The organism is Rhodanobacter ginsengiterrae, assembly GCF_050026815.1.
GTDB lineage: Bacteria > Pseudomonadota > Gammaproteobacteria > Xanthomonadales > Rhodanobacteraceae > Rhodanobacter > Rhodanobacter ginsengiterrae.
In genome coordinates, this window is sequence record NZ_JALBWO010000051.1 from 99,936 (window position 1) to 118,018 (window position 18,083).

Annotated in this window: 13 protein-coding genes; 8 read left to right on the top strand and 5 right to left on the bottom strand. The window is 66.0% G+C overall.

Features of this window, described 5'->3' with window-relative positions; genetic code table 11:
* Both fucP and ACQGNJ_RS07425 read right to left on the bottom strand, forming a co-directional pair.
* Window positions 1-1,254: an L-fucose:H+ symporter permease gene (gene fucP, locus ACQGNJ_RS07420; protein ID WP_426688649.1), complete on the bottom strand. Its 1,254-nt coding sequence runs from the start codon at window positions 1,252-1,254 to the stop codon at window positions 1-3.
* Between the two features lie 101 nt (window positions 1,255-1,355).
* Complete coding sequence (locus tag ACQGNJ_RS07425; protein WP_426688597.1) at window positions 1,356-2,408, bottom strand: LacI family DNA-binding transcriptional regulator; 1,053 nt, start codon at window positions 2,406-2,408, stop codon at window positions 1,356-1,358.
* Between the two features lie 131 nt (window positions 2,409-2,539).
* On the opposite strand from ACQGNJ_RS07425, the gene ACQGNJ_RS07430 reads away from it, so the two are divergent.
* From ACQGNJ_RS07430 to ACQGNJ_RS07445, 4 genes are all read left to right on the top strand, one after another.
* Window positions 2,540-4,846 (top strand): GH92 family glycosyl hydrolase, encoded by a 2,307-nt coding sequence (locus tag ACQGNJ_RS07430; protein ID WP_426688598.1) that lies wholly within the window; start codon window positions 2,540-2,542, stop codon window positions 4,844-4,846.
* 134 nt (window positions 4,847-4,980) lie between these two features.
* Window positions 4,981-6,774 carry a sensor histidine kinase gene (locus ACQGNJ_RS07435; RefSeq protein ID WP_426688599.1) on the top strand — a complete coding sequence of 598 codons (1,794 nt, stop codon included), beginning with the start codon at window positions 4,981-4,983 and terminating at the stop codon, window positions 6,772-6,774.
* A complete protein-coding gene (locus ACQGNJ_RS07440) occupies window positions 6,771-7,217 on the top strand; it encodes a response regulator (RefSeq protein ID WP_426688600.1) in 447 nt (148 codons plus the stop codon). The genes ACQGNJ_RS07435 and ACQGNJ_RS07440 overlap by 4 nt, the downstream gene beginning before the upstream one ends.
* 88 nt (window positions 7,218-7,305) lie before the next feature.
* Complete coding sequence (locus tag ACQGNJ_RS07445; protein ID WP_426688601.1) at window positions 7,306-8,871, top strand: sensor histidine kinase; 1,566 nt, start codon at window positions 7,306-7,308, stop codon at window positions 8,869-8,871.
* 72 nt (window positions 8,872-8,943) lie between these two features.
* Here the strand turns inward: ACQGNJ_RS07445 and ACQGNJ_RS07450 are convergent, their stop codons facing one another.
* Window positions 8,944-10,344, bottom strand: a complete 1,401-nt coding sequence (locus ACQGNJ_RS07450; protein ID WP_426688602.1) for a sigma-54-dependent transcriptional regulator — start codon at window positions 10,342-10,344, stop codon at window positions 8,944-8,946.
* A gap of 58 nt (window positions 10,345-10,402) precedes the next feature.
* Window positions 10,403-12,052 (bottom strand): sensor histidine kinase, encoded by a 1,650-nt coding sequence (locus ACQGNJ_RS07455; protein WP_426688603.1) that lies wholly within the window; start codon window positions 12,050-12,052, stop codon window positions 10,403-10,405.
* A 226-nt stretch (window positions 12,053-12,278) separates the two neighbouring features.
* Between ACQGNJ_RS07455 and sucC the strand changes: the two genes are divergently transcribed.
* From sucC to ACQGNJ_RS07470, 3 genes are all read left to right on the top strand, one after another.
* Window positions 12,279-13,505, top strand: a complete 1,227-nt coding sequence (gene sucC / locus ACQGNJ_RS07460; protein WP_426688650.1) for an ADP-forming succinate--CoA ligase subunit beta — start codon at window positions 12,279-12,281, stop codon at window positions 13,503-13,505.
* An 11-nt stretch (window positions 13,506-13,516) separates the two neighbouring features.
* Window positions 13,517-14,389: a succinate--CoA ligase subunit alpha gene (gene sucD, locus ACQGNJ_RS07465; RefSeq protein ID WP_426688604.1), complete on the top strand. Its 873-nt coding sequence runs from the start codon at window positions 13,517-13,519 to the stop codon at window positions 14,387-14,389.
* Between the two features lie 88 nt (window positions 14,390-14,477).
* Complete coding sequence (locus tag ACQGNJ_RS07470; RefSeq protein ID WP_426688605.1) at window positions 14,478-16,109, top strand: NAD+ synthase; 1,632 nt, start codon at window positions 14,478-14,480, stop codon at window positions 16,107-16,109.
* A 62-nt stretch (window positions 16,110-16,171) separates the two neighbouring features.
* On the opposite strand, the gene ACQGNJ_RS07475 is transcribed toward ACQGNJ_RS07470, so the two are convergent.
* The gene (locus ACQGNJ_RS07475) at window positions 16,172-17,002 is read right to left on the bottom strand and encodes an outer membrane protein assembly factor BamD (protein ID WP_426688606.1); all 831 of its coding nucleotides are present in this window, start codon (window positions 17,000-17,002) and stop codon (window positions 16,172-16,174) included.
* 104 nt (window positions 17,003-17,106) lie between these two features.
* Here ACQGNJ_RS07475 and rluD point away from each other — a divergent pair, with 104 nt between their 5' ends.
* Window positions 17,107-18,081, top strand: a complete 975-nt coding sequence (rluD, locus tag ACQGNJ_RS07480) for a 23S rRNA pseudouridine(1911/1915/1917) synthase RluD (RefSeq protein ID WP_426688607.1) — start codon at window positions 17,107-17,109, stop codon at window positions 18,079-18,081.
* The last annotated feature ends 2 nt before the right edge of the window (window positions 18,082-18,083 follow it).

The following is an 18,083-nucleotide window of genomic DNA, read 5'->3' on the forward strand; positions in this document are numbered from 1 at the left end:
TCAGGGATTCCCGCCGGCGGCCGCCGGGATGCTGCGGATGCGCGAGCCGCTCAGCCCGTAGAACACGATGTACAGGTAGCACAGCAGCGGCACGAAGAACGCATGCTGCAGACCGATGCGGTCGGCGAGCACGCCCTGCACGAACGGCAGGATCGCGCCGCCGACGATGGCCATGATCAGCAGGCTGGAGGCCTTGCTGGTCATCGGCCCGAGCCGCTCGATGCCGAGCGCGAAGATGGTCGGGAACATGATCGAGTTGAACAGGCCGATCGCGATGATGCTGTACATCGCCAGGCCGCCGCTGCTCAGCATGGTGGTCAGCACCAGCAGCGCGTTGATCGTGGCGAACAGCGCGAGCAGCCGGCGCGGCGAGAACTTCGCCATCAGCACCGAGCCGACGAAGCGGCCGATCATCGCGCCGCCCCAGTACCACGACACATAGTTGGCGGCCTGCTGTTCGCTCATGTGGCCGATCTCGGGCATCGACAGGTAGTTGACCATGAAGCTGCCGATCGACACCTCGGCGCCGACGTAAAAGAAGATGCCGAGCACGCCGAACAGCACGTGCGGGTGGCGCAGCACCTCGGCGAAGCTGTGCCTGGCGTGATCATCCTTGTCGGTGGCTTCGGTCAGCGCCGGCAGGCGGAACAGCCACACGAACACCGCCAGCAGGAACAGCACCACGGCCAGCGCGATATACGGCCCTTGCACTGCGTGCGCCTGTTGGGTCTGGTAGGCCAGTTGCTCGGCTGGTGCCAGCTTGGCCAGTTCGACCGAAGACAGCACCACGCTGGACAGGATCAGCAGGCCGCCGAGCCGTGGCGCCAGGTAGGTGCCGAACGAGTTCAGCGCCTGCGCCAGGGTCAGCCGGCTGGAACTGGTGCGCTCCGGGCCGAGCAGGGCCACGTAGGGATTGGCCGCCACCTGCAGCACGGTGATGCCGGTGGCCAGCACGAACAGCGCGGCGAGGAAGGCCGCGTACAAGTGCAACCCTGCGGCAGGCCAGAAGCCCAGCGCCCCAAGGCCGGCAATCGCCAACCCGGCCACGATGCCCCTCTTGTAGCCCAGTCTGGCGACCAGCCAGCCGGCGGGCAGCGCCATCAGGAAGTAAGCGCCGAAGAAGGTGAACTGCACCAGCATCACCTGCGCGTAGCTGAGCTCGAAGGTGGACTTCAGGTGCGGGATCAGGATGTCGTTGAGACAGGTGAGGAAGCCCCACATGAAGAAGATCGTGGTGAGTACCCCCATCGCCATCGGGTAATCGGTGTAACGCTCGGCGTGTGGCGAGGGGTCGGTGCTGCCGGAGGTCGGTGAAGGATGAGCGGCGAAGGCCATGCGAATTCCCCAGGGGTGGATCAGGCGGTGAGTGGTGGGCAGCTGCTTTCGCGCACCACCAGCTGCACCGGTGCGATGGTCTGCTGGCTGGCGGCCTGTGGCTGTTGCAGCCGGTGCATGATCAGTTGCGCGGCTTGCCAGCCGCGCTCATGCGGCGCGGTCGACAAGGTGGTCAGCGGTGGCATGCCCAGCGCCGCTTCGGCGATGTCGTCGAAGCCGGTCAGCGCGAAATCCCGGCCTGGACGCAGCCCGCGCTGGTTGAGGCCCAGCATCAGGCCCAGCGCCACCGCGTCGTTGTAGCAGACTGCCGCGGTCGGGGCGATGGCGCCGTCGAACAGGGCGGCGGTGCGATGGGCGGCGTCCAGTCGGGTCGGCGCGCAGTCCACGCGCCAGTACGGTTCGACGGGCAGGCCGGCGGCATGCATCGCCTCGACGTAACCGGCGTGCCGCTGCCGGCATGAGCTCGAATCGTGGTGGCCGCCGAAAAACGCGATGTGGCGGTGGCCTCGGTCAATCAGGTGTTCGGTGGCCAGCCGCGCGCCGCGCTGGTTGTCCAGCATCAGCTGGTCCCAGTGCGCGTATTCGGGCAAGGTGCCACCGAGTTCGCGGTTGAACAGCAGCAGTGGCGCGCGCCGGCCTACCGTGGCCAGTACCTCGCGTGCCTCGCTGTGCTCGGCCGGCGACAGGATGATCCCGGCCGGACCGTGCTCCAGCAGCGAGCCCAGCACCGCCTGCTCGCGGGTGGCCGATTCGCCGGTGCAGCCGAGCAGGGTGACGAAGCCGGCTGCTGCCAGCGCCTCGTCCACGCCGGCGGCGAATTCGGCGAAGAACGGGTTGGCCAGGTCATTGAGCACCAGCGCGACGCTGGATGAGGTGCGCTGGCGCAGGTTGGCCGCGGCGCGGTTGTAGACGTAACCCTGCCGGCGCAGTTCCTCCTCGACCCGGGCGCGGGTGCGCTGGTGCACCAGCGAACTGCCGCGCAGTACCAGCGACACGGTGGCGCGCGAGACGCCGCAGCCGGCGGCGATATCGTTCAAGGTCGCCTTGCGTCCGATGGAAGAGTGGATCGGCATGCACTTTCACTGGATTGGAACGATCCAAATGTAACTTATCGCCGGGGTTGCACACGTCGCGGCGCAGCATGCCTTGTCCGGCAACGAGTGTTAGCGTGCCGAACTGGATCGTTCCAAAAGCGAGATTTCCGATGATCGTGCGCTGTCGCAATGTGCTACCCGGACTGCTCGGTGCCGTGCTCGGCATGCTTCTTCTCGCGCCTGCGGGGGCACGGGCTGCCGATCGTCTCGGCGGCCATGCGGCTGCCGTCGATCCACGCATCGGCACGGGTGGGGACGGGCACACCTTTCCCGGCGCCACGGTGCCGTTCGGCATGATTCAGCTGTCGCCGGACACCGCGATGCCGGACTTCAAGCATGCCTACAAGTGGGCCGCCGGCTATCAATACGCCGACGGCAGCATCATGGGCTTCTCGCACACGCACTTCTCCGGCTCCGGACATTCGGACCTGGGCGATGTGCTGGTGATGCCGATCGCCGGCGCCGTGCGGCTGGAACCGGGTGACCCGGCCAAGCCTGGCAGCGGCTATCGCTCGCGCTTCTCGCATGACAGCGAGGTGGTGCAGGCGGGTTATTACGCGGTCACCCTGGACGATTACGGTGTGCGCGCCGAACTCACCGCCGGCCGGCGCATCGGCTGGCACCGCTACACGTTTCCCGTCGGCAGGCCGGCGCATGTGCTGCTGGACCTGCGCCCGAGCATCTACGACTACGCCGGCAAGGTGTTGTGGGCGAGCCTGCGCGTGCATGACGACGGCACCATCACCGGCTGTCGCACCACCCGCGGCTGGGCGCCGGGGCGCGAGCTGTGTTTCGCGCTGCGCTTCTCGCAGCCGATGACCTCGCGCGAGTTGCTCGACCGGGAAACCGATGTCACCTACAAGGGCTTCGCCGGCCCGGGCAACCATGGCGAGGATCGCGATGCGCAGAACGGTCGCGCGCTGGTCGGCGTGTTCGACTTCGGCAAACTGCACCAGCCGCTGGAAGTGAAGGTGGCGATCTCCCCGGTGAGCGAGGCGAACGCGATGGCCAACCTCGACCAGGACGGCGCCGGCTGGGATTTCGACGCCCGCCGCGCCGAGGCGACCGCAGCCTGGAACAAGGCGCTGGCGGTGGTCGACGTGGAGGCACCGAAAACGGCCCGCACGATGTTCTACACCGCGCTGTACCACGCGATGCTGTCGCCCACGCTGAGCATGGACGTCAACGGCGACTACCGCGGACCGGATCACGCGGTGCATCGCGCGAAGGGTTTCGAGTTCTATTCGACCTGGTCGCTTTGGGATGTCTACCGCGCGCAGCAACCGCTGATGGTGTTGCTGAATCCCGGACGCAGCACTGACTTCATCCGCTCGCTGATCGCCGCGCGCGAGGCCAGCCCGTTCGGCATCCTGCCGGTGTGGGCGTACCAGGGGCTGGAGACCTGGTGCATGATCGGCTACCACGCGGTGCCGGTGATCGCCGATGCGTACATCAAGGGCGTGCGCGGTTTCGACGCGGACAAGGCGTTGCAGGCGATGGTGGCCAGCGCGACTTACGCGCCCTACGGCGACCTGACCGACTACATGAAGCTCGGCTACGTGCCGATCGACAAGGAACCCGAGGGCGCCTCGAAGACGCTGGAATACGCCTATGACGACTGGTCGCTGGCGCAGATGGCGAAAGCCATGGGCAGGCACGACATCGCGGCCACGTTTGAAAAGCGTGCCGGCAACTGGCGCCATGCCTGGGATCCGAAAACCGGCTTCATGCGCGCGCGATTGAGCGACGGCACGTTCCGCGAGCCGTTCGATCCGGAAGCCGCCGGCTACGGCAGTGACTACACCGAAGGCAATGCGTGGCAATACTCGTGGTACGTGCCGCAGGACGTGGCCGGGCTGATCGGGGCGATGGGCGGCGACGCGAAATTCATCGCCAAGCTGGACGCCTTGTTCGACGCGAAGATCGACCCCGCGCATTTCAAGAATGTCGAGGACATCACCGGCCTGATCGGCTGGTATGCGCACGGCAACGAGCCCAGTCACCACATCGCCTACCTGTACGATTATGCCGGTGCGCCATGGAAGACCCAGGCGCGCTTGAAGCAGATCATGGACAGCCAGTACGCGGCGCGTCCGGATGGCCTGAGCGGCAATGACGATCTTGGCCAGATGTCGGCGTGGTACGTGTTCACCGCGCTGGGGTTCTATCCGGTCACGCCGGGCAGCGACGCGTACGCGATCGGCCGGCCGTTCGTGTCGCGTGCGGCGATTCATCTCGCAAGCGGGCGCAGCTTCACGATCACCGCGGCGCCGCTGGACGATGCGCATCCGTACGTCGGCAAGGTGACGCTGAACGGCAAGCCGCTGCAGGGTCCATGGCTGCGCCATGGTCAGATCATGGCCGGTGGCGAACTGCACTTCGACATGCAGGCGACGCCGCAGCAGGCCTCGCGGTAGCACAATGCAGGTCGTCAGAATGTGACAGCTGAGTGCCGTAAAGACAGGCTCCGGGCGCTGGCCGAGGCATGCGCGAAACATGCAAGAATGGCTGGAATGCCCTTGCGCGAACGATCCATCGAGGTAGTTGGCTGGTGAAAACGAGCGGAATCCTGAGCTGGCGCACCGCCGGCCTGCTGCTGGCCGTGCTGGTGATCGTCGCTTTGCCTTACGTGGTGACCCGGACCAGCGCACAGGATACGGAACGGGCCGCTGCATGGGTGGCCCATTCCAGCGAGATCAAGGCGATGACCTACCAGCTCGCCTACCTGGCGCGGGACAGCGAAAGCGCCAGCTACCGCCTGCTGGCCGGCGACGCGAACGAGAAAGTCGAGCAGCGCGTCGCGCTGTTCGGCCGACAGGCGCCGGCGCTGATCGGGCAGCTGCGTGCGATGACCCGCGACAACCCTGATCAACAAATGCGCATTGGCGCGGTCGACAACGCGATGACCGGCCGCATCGCCCTGCTCAGCCAGGCGCACAGTCGCCTGCAGCAGGGCGATGCCGCAGGCGCCCGGCAGTCACTGCGTGATGCCGGCGACCTGTTCCCGATCAACGCGGAGATTGCCCAGATCGTCCACAACGAGGACGTGCTGCTGGAGGCCCGCCAGGCGGCCGCGCGGCAGAAGGCGATCAACGGCCGCATCGTGCTCGCGGTTACTGCGCTGGCCCAGTTGTTCCTGCTGGCGGTGCTGGTGCTGATGTCGGAGCGGCAGATCGGCAAACGGCTGCTGGCGGAGAGTCGCGAGGGTCGCGCCGTGCAGCGCTCGCAGATGATCTTCCATGCCGTGCGCGAGCCGATTGCACTGTTCGACCGGAATCTGCACAGCCTGCTGGTCAACAGTGCCTTCGGCGAGTTGTATGGCGTGGACGCGACACGCGCTTCCGTGCCGCTGGCGGAAATCGGCAATGGGGCGTGGACGGACAGCGTGCTGCTGCAGCGATTGAAGGACGTGCTGTCGCGCGACCGCGAGCTGTGGGATCACGAGACCATCCAGCGCACTGCCGATGGCATGGAGCGCAGCGTGGTGATCAATGCGCGCCGCCTGCGGCAGGAGGGCGACGACGCGCCAACGCTTCTGCTGACGGTCAGTGATGTCACCGTGCGTGCACTGGCCGAGCACGAGGTGAACGAGCTCAATCGGCAGCTCGAAGGCAAGGTGAGCCAGATTTCCGACGTCAACCGCGAGCTCGAGGCTTTCAGTTATTCGGTGTCGCACGACCTGCGCGCGCCGCTGCGGCACATTGCCGGCTTTGCCCGCAAACTCGAGCAGCATCTTGGCGATCAGGTCGACGAGAAATCGGCGCACTATCTCGAGGTGATCGGCAGCTCGGCGCAACGGATGGCGCTGCTGATCGACGACCTGCTGGTGTTCTCGCGGCTGGGGCGTGGCGCCCTGCGCTTGCAGGGCGTGGACATGCAGTCGCTGGTGGACGAAGCCCGCGCGCTGGTCGAGAGCGGAGTCGAGGACCGGCGCATCGTGTGGACGATCGCCCCGCTGCCCATGGTGATCGGCGATGAAAACATGCTGCGCACGGTGTGGCAGAACCTGCTCGGCAATGCAGTGAAGTACACCGGACAGTGCGAGGTGGCGCGCATCGAGGTCAGCGTGCAGCAGGGACGCCATGGCAATTACGAGTTCACCGTGAGCGACAACGGCGCCGGCTTCGACATGCAGTATGCGGACAAGCTGTTTGGCGTGTTCCAGCGCCTGCACCGCGCGTCGGAATTTCCCGGCAACGGCATCGGGCTGGCCAACGTGCGACGGATCGTGGCACGCCACGGCGGTCGCGTCTGGGCCGAGGCCGAACCCGGGCAAGGAGCCCGTTTCCATTTTTCGCTGCCGGCCACCGATGCGGCCGGGGCAGGCATCGAGAGCGAAGCATGAACAGGAAAGATTTACGCACATTGTTGCTGGTGGAAGACAGCATGGCCGATGCCGAAATGGCGATGGACGCGCTCGGCGAGGCGCATCTGGCCAATCCGGTGGTGCATGTGGAAGACGGCGTCGAATGCATGGACTACCTGTACTCGCGTGGCCGCTGGGCGACGCGCGAGCCGGGCAATCCGGCGGTGGTCCTGCTTGACATCAAGATGCCGCGCATGAACGGGCTGGACGTGCTGACCGCCATGCGTGCCGATGAGCGGATGCGGCGCATTCCGGTGGTGATCCTGTCCTCGTCGCGCGAGGAGAGCGACCTGGCCCGCAGCTGGGACCTTGGCGCGAACGCCTATGTGATCAAGCCGGTCGACGTGGACCAGTTCTTCGACGCGGTGCGTACGCTGGGACAGTTCTGGGCGGTGCTCAACCAGGCGCCGGAAACCGAATGAAGCGGGCACGGGACGCGCATCCGCCAGGTTTCCACCTTGGCTGGCCGGGGTCGGCGAACAGGCGAGAGACAAAGTAGTGGGGAAGACCATGTCAAACCGGCAAATGCGCAGCATGCCGACCGTTCGGATATTGCAGGTCGAAGACAGTCAGCTCGATGCCGAGCTGGTGCTGGCCGAACTGGATGCCGACCAGATTCCGTACGAGGTACGTCTGGTCGACGACGAGGCGCGCTATCTGGCGGCGCTGGACGACTTCGCCCCGGAAATCGTGCTGTCAGACCTCAGCATGCCCGGCTTTTCCGGGCAGCATGCGCTGGAGTTGCTGCGCCAGCGCGACGAGCATCTGCCTTTCATTTTCGTCTCCGCCACCCTGGGTGAGGAGGCCGCGATCGAGGCGCTGCGCAACGGCGCCACCGATTACATCCTCAAGCAGAATCCGGCCCGGCTGGCCAGTGCGGTACGGCGTGCGCTGGACGAGGCCGAGGCCTATCGGGCCAACCGTCGCGCCGAGGCCGAATTGATCCGTGCGCAGCGCTTCGAGAGTCTGGCGATGCTGGCTGGCGGCCTCAGCCACGACTTGCGCAACCTGCTGCAGCCCTTGTTGCTGGCCGGCGACAGTTTGCAGGATTACCAGGACGACCCGCGGCTGGCACGGCTGGGCAAGCTGGTGCGCGATTGCGGCAGGCGCGGGCTGGACATGGTGCACTCGATGCTTTCATTTGCGCGCGGTGCACGTCGCGCCGAGCAAGTGAAACTGGGTGCGCTGTTCAGCGCCTTCGACCTGCTGATGCAGGGCAGCGTGCCGCGCAGCGTGGCGATGGAGCTGGCCATCGATGATCCCGAGCTGTCGTTCGAAGGCAATCACACCGAGCTGCAGCAATGCCTGCTCAATCTGTGCCTGAACGCGATCCAGGCGATGCCGGATGGCGGCAAGCTGCATATCGCGACCTCGCAGACCTCGCTGGACGAGGATTTCTTCCTGCCCGAAGAACAGCCGCGATCGGGGCGCTATCTGTGCATCAGCGTGATCGACGACGGCCCCGGCATGGAGCCGGAGGTGCTGGAGCACATGTTCGAGCCGTTCTTCACCACCAAGGAAACCGGCACCGGCCTCGGCCTGCTCTCGTGCAAGCGCATCGTCAGCAGCCACGGCGGGGTGATGCGGGTGGACAGCGCACCTGGTCGCGGCACCCGTTTCGATCTGTACATTCCGCTGGACGAGATGCTCTCCGATGCCGGCGGGGCCGACGGCGAGGACGATCTGGAAGGCGCCGCCGAACGCGTGCTGGTGGTGGTCGAAGAGGCAGGCCAGTTGACCTTGTTGGTCGACACGCTCGACGCCTACGGCTACCAGGCGCATGCCAGCCAGAGCGGTACCGCGGCGCTGCAGTGGATCGAGGCTGGCGGCCTGCCCGAACTGGTGGTGCTGGATGCGGACATGAACCTGTTCACCGGCGTGCGCACCCTGGCTGCGCTGGTTGAGCAGGGTTACGCCGGTGCGGTGATCCTGCTGGCCCGCCCGGGTGCGGTGCCGGACATGCATGAGTTGCCCCCGCTGGAACACCTGCACGTGGTGGAAAAGCCGGTTACCACGCAGGTGCTGTTGCGCAGCTTGCGCAAGGCGATGATCGGCGTCGCTTCCGACGGTCGCTGAGACAACGGCCAGCGACCGAGCCACCTTCCCGCGGCCACGCGCCGATGGCGGCCTCCGCTTGCAGTGGCAAGTTCAGTCGATGCCGAGCTTTTTCAGCTTGTAGCGCAGCGCGCGGAAGGTGATGCCCAGTTTGCGTGCGGCCGCGGTCTTGTTGTAGCGGGATTCCTCCAGCGCCTTGACGATCGCGGTGCGCTCCAGGTTGCTGATGTAATCGTCCAGGCCGCCATCAGCGCCAGCGGCGGCAGTCGCAGCGGTTGCCGGCGCCGCGGCGGCGATGCCGGCGATCTGCGGTTCGGCGCCGATGCGGGCACTGCGCTGCGGCAGCATCAGGTCGACCGCTTCGATGGTATTGCCATCGCACATCGCCATCGCGCGCTCAAGCACGTTTTCCAGCTCGCGCACGTTGCCGGGGAAGTCGTAGGCGTCCAGTGCATCGCGCGCCGCCGGAGCCAATTGGCCGACCGGCTCGCCGCTCTTTCCGGCCAGTGCCTTGAGGATGAAGGCGGACAGTTGCGGCACGTCGCCACGGCGTTCGCGCAGCGGCGGCACGCGCAACTCGATCACGTTGATGCGATAGAACAGGTCCTGGCGGAACTGGCCCTGCTCGACCAGCTGTCCGAGGTTCTTGTGGGTGGCAGAGAGGATGCGCACGTCGACCGGAATCTCGTCGCGACCACCGATCGGGCGCACCGCCTTCTCCTGGATCGCGCGCAGCAGTTTCACCTGCATGTGCAGTGGCAGTTCGGCCACTTCATCGAGAAACAGCGTGCCGCCCTGGGCGGCCTGGAACAGGCCTTCCTTGTCCACGCTGGCGCCGGTGAAGCTGCCCTTGCGGTGGCCGAAGAATTCGCTTTCCATCAGTTCTGACGGGATCGCGCCGCAGTTGACCGGCACGAACGGCCCGCTGGCGCGCGGCCCCTGCTCATGGATCAGTCGCGCCACCAGCTCCTTGCCCACGCCGGACTCGCCGGCGATATAGACCGGTGCCTGGTTGCGCGCCAGCTTGCCGATGGTGGCACGTACCTGCTGCATCGCCGCCGAGTCGCCGATCAGGCGATTGCTGGAATCGCCGGGCGTGGCCGCGGCGCCGCCGTTGCGCTTTTCCTCGGCCAGGCGCAAGGCCGTGCGGACCAGCCCGCGCAACATCTGGATGTCGACCGGCTTGGAGACGAAGTCGAACGCGCCGGCCTTCAAGGCATTCACCGCGGCATCGACATTGCCGTAGGCGGTGATCATCGCCACCGGCATGTCCGGATGATTGGCGGCGATCAGTTCGATCACTTCCTGCCCGTTGCCGTCGGGCAGGCGCATGTCGGTGAAGCAGAGGTCGTAGCTGCGTTCGGCCAATGCACGGCGTGCATCGCCCACCGTACCGACGGCATCGACCTGCAAATCCATGCGACCCAGCGTGATGGTAAGCAGCTCGCGGATGTCGCGTTCGTCGTCAATGACCAGTACGGTCTGTGCGGTCATAGGGGGTCCGTGTTTTCCCGAAGCAGGCGGTTGAAGGTTACTAGGGCGGCGCAAAAGGTCAACGCGTGGCGCTTTGCGTGACTTCGGTGGTTTCCGCCGGGCTGCGCGCCGGGGGGGTCAGCACCAGTCGGAAACAACTGCCGCCGCCGGCCACGCGCACGTATTCAAGCGCGGCCTGGTTGGCGTCACTCATCTGCCGTGCAAGGTACAGGCCCAGCCCGGTGCCGTATTCGTGGGTGGTATAGAACGGTTCGAAGATCTGCGCGGCCACCTTGGGTGCAATGCCGGGGCCGCGGTCGATCACCTCCAGAATCGGCACGCCGTGTTCGCCCTGGCGGGTGACCACCATCACCCGTGCCGGCTCGCCGGGCAGACGGCCATAGCGCAGCGCGTTCTGCACCAGGTTCCACACCACCTGCTGCAACTGCTGCGGGTCGGCCACGGCGGCCACCGGCGTGCCGCTGCTGGCGATCGCGCGCAGCGAGTCGGCGCCCAGATCGTTGCCCTGCACGTATTCCTCGACGAAGGCCTGCGCCCAGTGGCCGAGGTCCAGGGTCTCCGGTCGCGAGCGCTCGCGCCGCGACAGCTGCAGGATGTTCTCGATGATCTCGTTGAGCCGGATGCAGTGGTTGTTGATGATCTCGACCATCCGCTGGTCGGTGGCATCCATGCTGTCCGATTCGGCCAGCAGCTGCGCCGAATAGCGGATCGCGGCGAGCGGGTTGCGGATCTCGTGGGCGATCGAGGCCGACAGCCGGCCCAGCGAGGTCAGCGTGAGTTCCTCCGCGCGACGCGACAGCAGCGAGGTGTCGTCGAGGAAGATCAGCACGTGCGAATCGTCGTTCGGTGCCAGCCGGGTGAAGCGCGGCACCACTTCGGGCACGCCGTCGGCAAGCTGGGTGGCGGTTTCGTCCAGCTTGCCCGACGTCATCCAGTGGTACAGCCGACGCGACAGCTCCGGCGCCAGTTGGCCGAGGTCGCGCTGGTCGGCGCCGGGGTTGCCCATCAGCATCCACGCCGATTCGTTGATCTGGTGGATGCGGTTGGCGTCGTCGACCAGCAGTACGCCGGTTTTCATGCGGCGGATGATCAGCTCGTTGACCTGGGCCAGGTTGGCCAGGTCGGTGCTGCGTTGCTCGGCCAGCGCCTCGGTGGCGCGCAATTGCCGGCCGAGCACGTTGCACAAGGTGGTGGTGGCGAAATAGGCCAGACCGAACAAACCCGCTTCGAGCAGGTCGCGATCGCCGGGGTTGCTCGACGAGCGGCCGAACAAGGTGTGCCCCAGAATGCCCAGCGTGGCCAGCGCGGCGAAAAACGCGGACAGGCGCAGCGGCAGGATCAGCGCGCCGGCGCTGAGGTTCACCGCCAGCATCATCGCGATGCCGATGCGGGCGTCATGCATTGCGGCGATCGCCGTCACCGCCACGGCAATGTCCACCACCAGGGTGGCCCCCACCACCACCAGTGCGTGCGCCATGCTGCGGCGGCTCAGCAGCAGCATGACCAGGGCGAACACCAGGTACAGGGTGACTATGCTGTGGGCGAGGTCCGGTACGCTCAGCTGCGGCCAGCCGAGTCCGGGCGGGCTGAACGCCAGACCGGCATAGACCAGCGCCTGCACCAGCCGGAACGCGTTGAGGAACGACAGTTCGTGGCGGATCGTCGCAGTGGCGGCTGGTGCGGCGACGAACGGGGGGGTGCTGGACACGAGTGGGCTACTCCCTGGCGGTTCCGGGCGAGTATAGACGGGCTGATCGGTGCTGTGAGCCGCCACAAAAGCCCATCGGAGCGCGCCGCGCGGCCTTTCCGGGCAGGCAGCCCTTTCCATCGGGGCCGGCTTCCGCGAAAATGGGCGGCCGCATGGCGCGGTATGCCCGGTTTCATCCGGCAGGTGCACTGCTTCCGGCAGCGTTCCCCTCCGCCGTCCGACCTCCCTGACCCACGCTGCTGTTCATGCGTGCGGCCGCCATCGTTTTTCCGTTCGCTCGAGGTATCGAATGAATTTCCACGAATACCAGGCCAAAGAACTGTTCGCGCAGTACGGCATTGCCGTGCCGCCGGGCAAGATCGCCAACTCCGCCGACGCTGCCGTCGATGCCGCCAAGGCGCTGGGTGGCACCCAGTGGATGGTCAAGGCGCAGATCCATGCCGGCGGTCGCGGCAAGTCCGGCGGCGTCAAGTTCTGCCGCAGCTTCGACGACGTGCGTGCTGCCGCCAAGGGCATGCTGGGCACCCACATGGAAACCTACCAGTCGGCCGGCCGCGCGCTGCCGGTGAACCTGGTGCTGGTGACCGACGCGACCGATATCGCCAAGGAGCTGTACCTGTCGATCCTGGTCGACCGCGACTCCAAGTCGGTCTCGTTCATCGCCTCCAAGCACGGCGGCGTGGACATCGAGCAGGTGGCCAAGGAGACCCCGGAAGACATCCACACCATCGTGGTCGACTTCGTCGAAGGCCTGCAGCCGTACCAGTGCCGCCAGCTCGGTTTTGCGATGGACCTCAACGGCAAGCAGGTCAACCAGCTGACGAAGATCATGCTGGGCCTGTACAAGCTGTTCAACGAGCAGGACCTGGCCCTGGTCGAGCTGAACCCGCTGGCCATCCTCGAGGACGGCAACCTCGCCGCGCTCGACGGCAAGGTCAACTCCGACGACAACGCCGAGTTCCGTCATCCCAACCTGGCCGCGATGCGCGACCTGACCCAGGAAGACGCCGCCGAAGCGGCGGCGATGCAGAACAACCTCAACTACGTGACGATGGACGGCACCATCGGCTGCATGGTCAACGGTGCCGGCCTGGCGATGGCCACCATGGACGTGATCAAGCTGGCAGGCGGCGAGCCGGCCAACTTCCTCGACGTCGGCGGCGGCGCCACCAAGGAGCGCGTCACCGAGGCGTTCAAGCTGATCCTGTCTTCGGACAAGGTGCGCTGCATCCTGGTCAACATCTTCGGCGGCATCGTGCGCTGCGACCTGATCGCCGAGGGCATCATCGCCGCGGTCAAGGAAGTTGGCCTGAAGATCCCCGTGGTGGTGCGCCTGCAGGGCACCAATGTCGATCAGGGCCGCGAACTGCTGGCCAACTCCGGCCTGGCGATCACGTCGGCCGATGATCTCAACGACGCGGCGCAGAAAGCCGTGGCTGCGGCCAAGGTTTAAGGAGCAATCGAATGAGCGTTCTCGTCAACAAAAACACCAAGGTGCTGGTGCAGGGCTTCACCGGCCAGCAGGGCACTTTCCATGCACAGCAGTGCCTCGACTACGGCACCAAGGTGGTCGGCGGCGTGACCCCGGGCAAGGGCGGCTCCGAGCATATCGGCCTGCCCGTGTTCAACTCGGTCGATGAAGCGGTGCTCGAAACCGGTGCCGATGCATCGGTGATCTTCGTGCCGCCGCCGTTCGCGGCCGACTCGATCCTCGAAGCGATCGACGCCGGCATCAAGGTGATCGTGGCGATCACCGAGGGCATTCCGGTGCTCGACATGCTGCGCGTCAAGAACGTGCTGCAGCAGCATCCGGAGATCGTGCTGATCGGGCCGAACTGCCCCGGCATCATCACCCCGGGCGAATGCAAGATCGGCATCATGCCGGGCCACATCCACATGCCGGGCAAGGTCGGCATCGTGTCGCGTTCGGGCACGCTGACCTATGAAGCCGTCTTCCAGACCACCAACGAGGGCCTGGGCCAGTCCACCTGCATCGGCATCGGCGGCGACCCGATCAACGGCCTGAGCTTCATCGATTGCCTCAAGCTGTTCCAGGACGACCCGCAGACCGAAGGCATCATCATGGTCGGCGAAATCGGCGGCAGCGCCGAGGAAGATGCGGCGGAGTTCATTGCCGAGTACGTGACCAAGCCGGTGGTGTCGTTCATCGCCGGTGCGTCGGCTCCGGCCGGCAAGCGCATGGGCCATGCCGGTGCGATCATTTCCGGCGGCAAGGGCACGGCGGAAGCCAAGTTTGCCGCGCTGGAGAAGGCTGGCGTCACCACCGTGAAGTCGCCGGCGGATCTGGGCAAGACCCTCGCCCGGCTGATGAAGTAATCAGCCCGACGCAAGTCGGCACCGCCGTACCGTAAAATGCGAAGGCCGCGATTCGTCGCGGCCTTCGTCGTCTCAGGAGCTCTGGTTCATGGCAAAGCTGCGGTTGGCGCTGGCCCAAGTCGATTTTCCGGTCGGAGCGGTGGCGGCGAATGCCGCCAGGGCGGGCGAGCTGATCGTCCGGGCGCGCGCCGATGGCGCGGCCGTGGTGGTGTTTCCGGAGTTGACCTTGAGTGGTTATCCGCCGGAAGACCTGTTGCTGCGGCCGAGCTTCCTGGCGGCCTGCGACAGCGAACTGGCAGCGTTGGCTGCCGCGACCCATGGCATCGCCGCGCTGGTCGGTCATCCGCACAGCGAAGGCGAAGTCTTCAACGCGGCCAGCCTGCTGCGCGACGGTCACGTGGAATGCACCGCGCACAAGCAGGCGCTGCCGAATTACGGCGTGTTCGACGACAAGCGCTATTTCCGCCCGGGTCACGCATCGGTCACCACGGTGATCGAGGGCGTGACCGTCGGGCTGTTGATCTGCGAAGACGTCTGGCAGCCCGAGCCGGCCGCGCAGGCCGCCGCCGCGGGCGCCGAACTGTTGCTGGTGATCAATGCCTCGCCCTGGGACGAGCGCAAGCAGGTCGAACGGGAGGCGGTGTTGCAGGCACGGGCGCGGGAAACCGGCTGCGCCATCGTCTATCTGAACCTGATCGGTGGCCAGGATGAGGTGGTTTACGACGGCAGCTCGATGCTGGTCAATGGCGACGGTGCCATCGCGGCGCGGGCGCCGGCCTTCGTCGATGCCTTGCTGTGGGCCGAGTTTGATCCGGCCACGCGCAGCCTTGCCGCGCAGGCATGGCCGGCACCGGGCGACGGCTCGCTGGAGGCGACGCTGTACGCCGCCCTGGTACGTGGCACCCGCGACTACATTGACAAGAACCGTTTCGGCGGCGTGCTGCTCGGCCTGTCCGGCGGCATCGATTCGGCGTTGACGCTGGCACTGGCGGTCGACGCGCTGGGCGCGGAGCGGGTGACTGCGGTGATGATGCCGACGCGCTACACCTCGCAATTGTCGCTGGATGGCGCACGCGCGCAGGCCGAACAGCTGGGGGTCGACTATCACGTGATCGACATCGAGGCGACGTATCAGTCGTTCGTCGACGCGCTGACGCCCGCGTTCGCCGGCAAGGGCGCCGATACCACCGAGGAAAACCTGCAGTCGCGCACCCGCGGCGTGATGCTGATGGCGCTGTCCAACAAGCACGGCCGTCTGCTGCTCGCCACCGGCAACAAGAGCGAGATGGCGGTGGGCTACTGCACCTTGTACGGCGACATGTGCGGTGCCTACGCACCGCTCAAGGATGTCTACAAGACGATGGTGTACCGGCTTTCGCGCTGGCGCAACGCGCAGGCCGACGCAGCGGAACGTGGCGACATGATTCCGTCCGCAGTCATCGACCGCCCGCCCTCGGCCGAGTTGCGCGACAACCAGACCGATCAGGATTCGCTGCCGCCGTACGACGAGCTGGATGCGATCCTCGAACGCTTCATCGAGGCTGAGCAGTCGCAGGCGGAGATCGTGGCGGAGGGCTTCCACGCCGATACGGTGCGCCGGGTGGTGCAGCTGGTGCTGCTGAACGAGTTCAAGCGGCGGCAGTCCGCGCCGGGTCCGCGAGTGACCACGCGTGCCTTCGGCCGCGAGAGGCGCTATCCGATCACTTCCGGTTGGCGTTGAGTCGCCACAAAAAAAAGCCGGCGATTGCTCGCCGGCTTTCCGTTTTCATTCCACCAGTGGACTCAGTGGTGTCCCGAGAACGGCACCATCTTGCGCAGCGTCGAGGGCGCGCGCGGCCACTTGGCGTCGGTCAGATAGGGGTGGTTCGGGTAGTTCAGCGCCAGCACCTGGCGGCTCTGCTCGGCCAGCGCCTTCTGATCCAGCGCCAGGTAGCTGCGGGTCAGGATGGCCAGCGCGTCGCCCGTCTGCGGTGCCTGCTGGTAATGCTCGATCACGTACTGGGAGCGGTCGGCGGCGGCGATGTATGCCTTGTTGCGCAGGTAGAACTCGGCCACGTTGATTTCGTACTGGGCGAGAATATTGCGCAGATAGATCATCCGCTGGCGCGCGTCGGCGGTGTAGGCGCTGTCCGGGAAGCGTCGCGACAATTCTGAGAAGTCATCGAACGACTGCAGGTTGTAGCCCTGATCGCGGCGCGAATCCTTGTCGGAACGGGGGAAAAAGCGTTCGAATACCGTGCCGGTGCGATCGAAATTGATCAGGCCGCGCAGGTAATAGGCATAATCGACGTGTTTGTTGGCCGGATACGTCTTGATGAAGCGGTTCACCGTCGACAAGGCATCATCGGGCTGGTTGTCCTTGTACTGCGAATAGGCCAGATCGAGCTGGGCCTGCTCGTTGTACTCGCCGGACGGGAAGCGGGCGATCAGACGCTGGTAGGCTTTGGTGGCAGCGGCGTAGTCGCCGTTCTCCAGCGAACTGTGCGCATTGTTGTACAGCGCCTCCAGCGGCATCGTGTCGATGTTCTGTTTCGACTTGAACATCGAACATGCACTCATCGACACCGCGGCCACCAGCAGCAACAGCACTTTCATGACAGTCAATTTGGACATCGGCAGCTTCGGCAAGTCGATTGTTGGACGCATAAGGAAGGAATTCAGATGTTTGAGCGAACAGGCATGATAGCCGAAACCGGCCATGGCCCGCGGATGCCCGCATGACCACGATCCGGCACGAGGCGCAGGTCCCGCTGACCGCGGCGGGACGCAGGTTCGACCAGTCCCTGGCCGAGATGTTCCCCGATTATTCGCGGTCGCGGCTGAGCGGCTGGATCAAGTCCGGCGCGGTGACCCTGGACGGCGCGCAGGTGCCGGCGCGGCAGTTGCTGCGCGGGGGCGAGCAGGTGCAGCTGGAGGTCGAACTGGAGAACGAGGTTTCCAGTGCTCCCGAAGCGATGGCGCTGGCCATTGTTTACGAGGACGAACACCTGCTGGTGCTGAACAAGCCCGCCGGACTGGTGGTTCACCCGGGTGCCGGCAACCCGGTCGGAACCCTGCTCAACGGCCTGCTGCATCACGACCCGAAGCTGGCCGAACTGCCGCGCGCCGGCATCGTGCACCGGCTGGACAAGGACACTTCCGGCCTGATGGTGGTGGCGCGCACGCTGCCCACCTGCACCGCGCTGGTCGACCTGCTGTCGCGCCACGAGGTCGAGCGCCAGTACGAGGCGGTGGTGCTGGGCACCATGGTCGCCGGCGGCACGGTGGATCTGCCGATCGGTCGCAGCATGGGCGATAGGCTGCGCCAGTCGGTGCGTGACGAGGAAGACGGCAAGCGTGCGGTCACGCACTACCGCCTGCGCGAGCGCTTTCGCGCCCACAGCCTGCTGCAGTGCCAGCTGGAAACCGGCCGCACTCACCAGATTCGCGTGCACCTGACGCATGTCGGCCACCCGCTGGTCGGCGATCCGCTTTACGGCGGCGGCCTCAAACTGCCCAAGGGCGCCAGTGCCGAACTGGCCAGCACCTTGCGCGGCTTTCGCCGGCAGGCGCTGCATGCCGAGAAGCTGTCCTTCATCCACCCGGCCACGGGCGAGGCGATCTCGTTCAGCGCAGAACGTCCCGAGGATCAGCGCTTGCTGATCGAGGCCCTGCGCGCGGACCTCGTCGAGCACGGCTCGGATCACTACTGAGC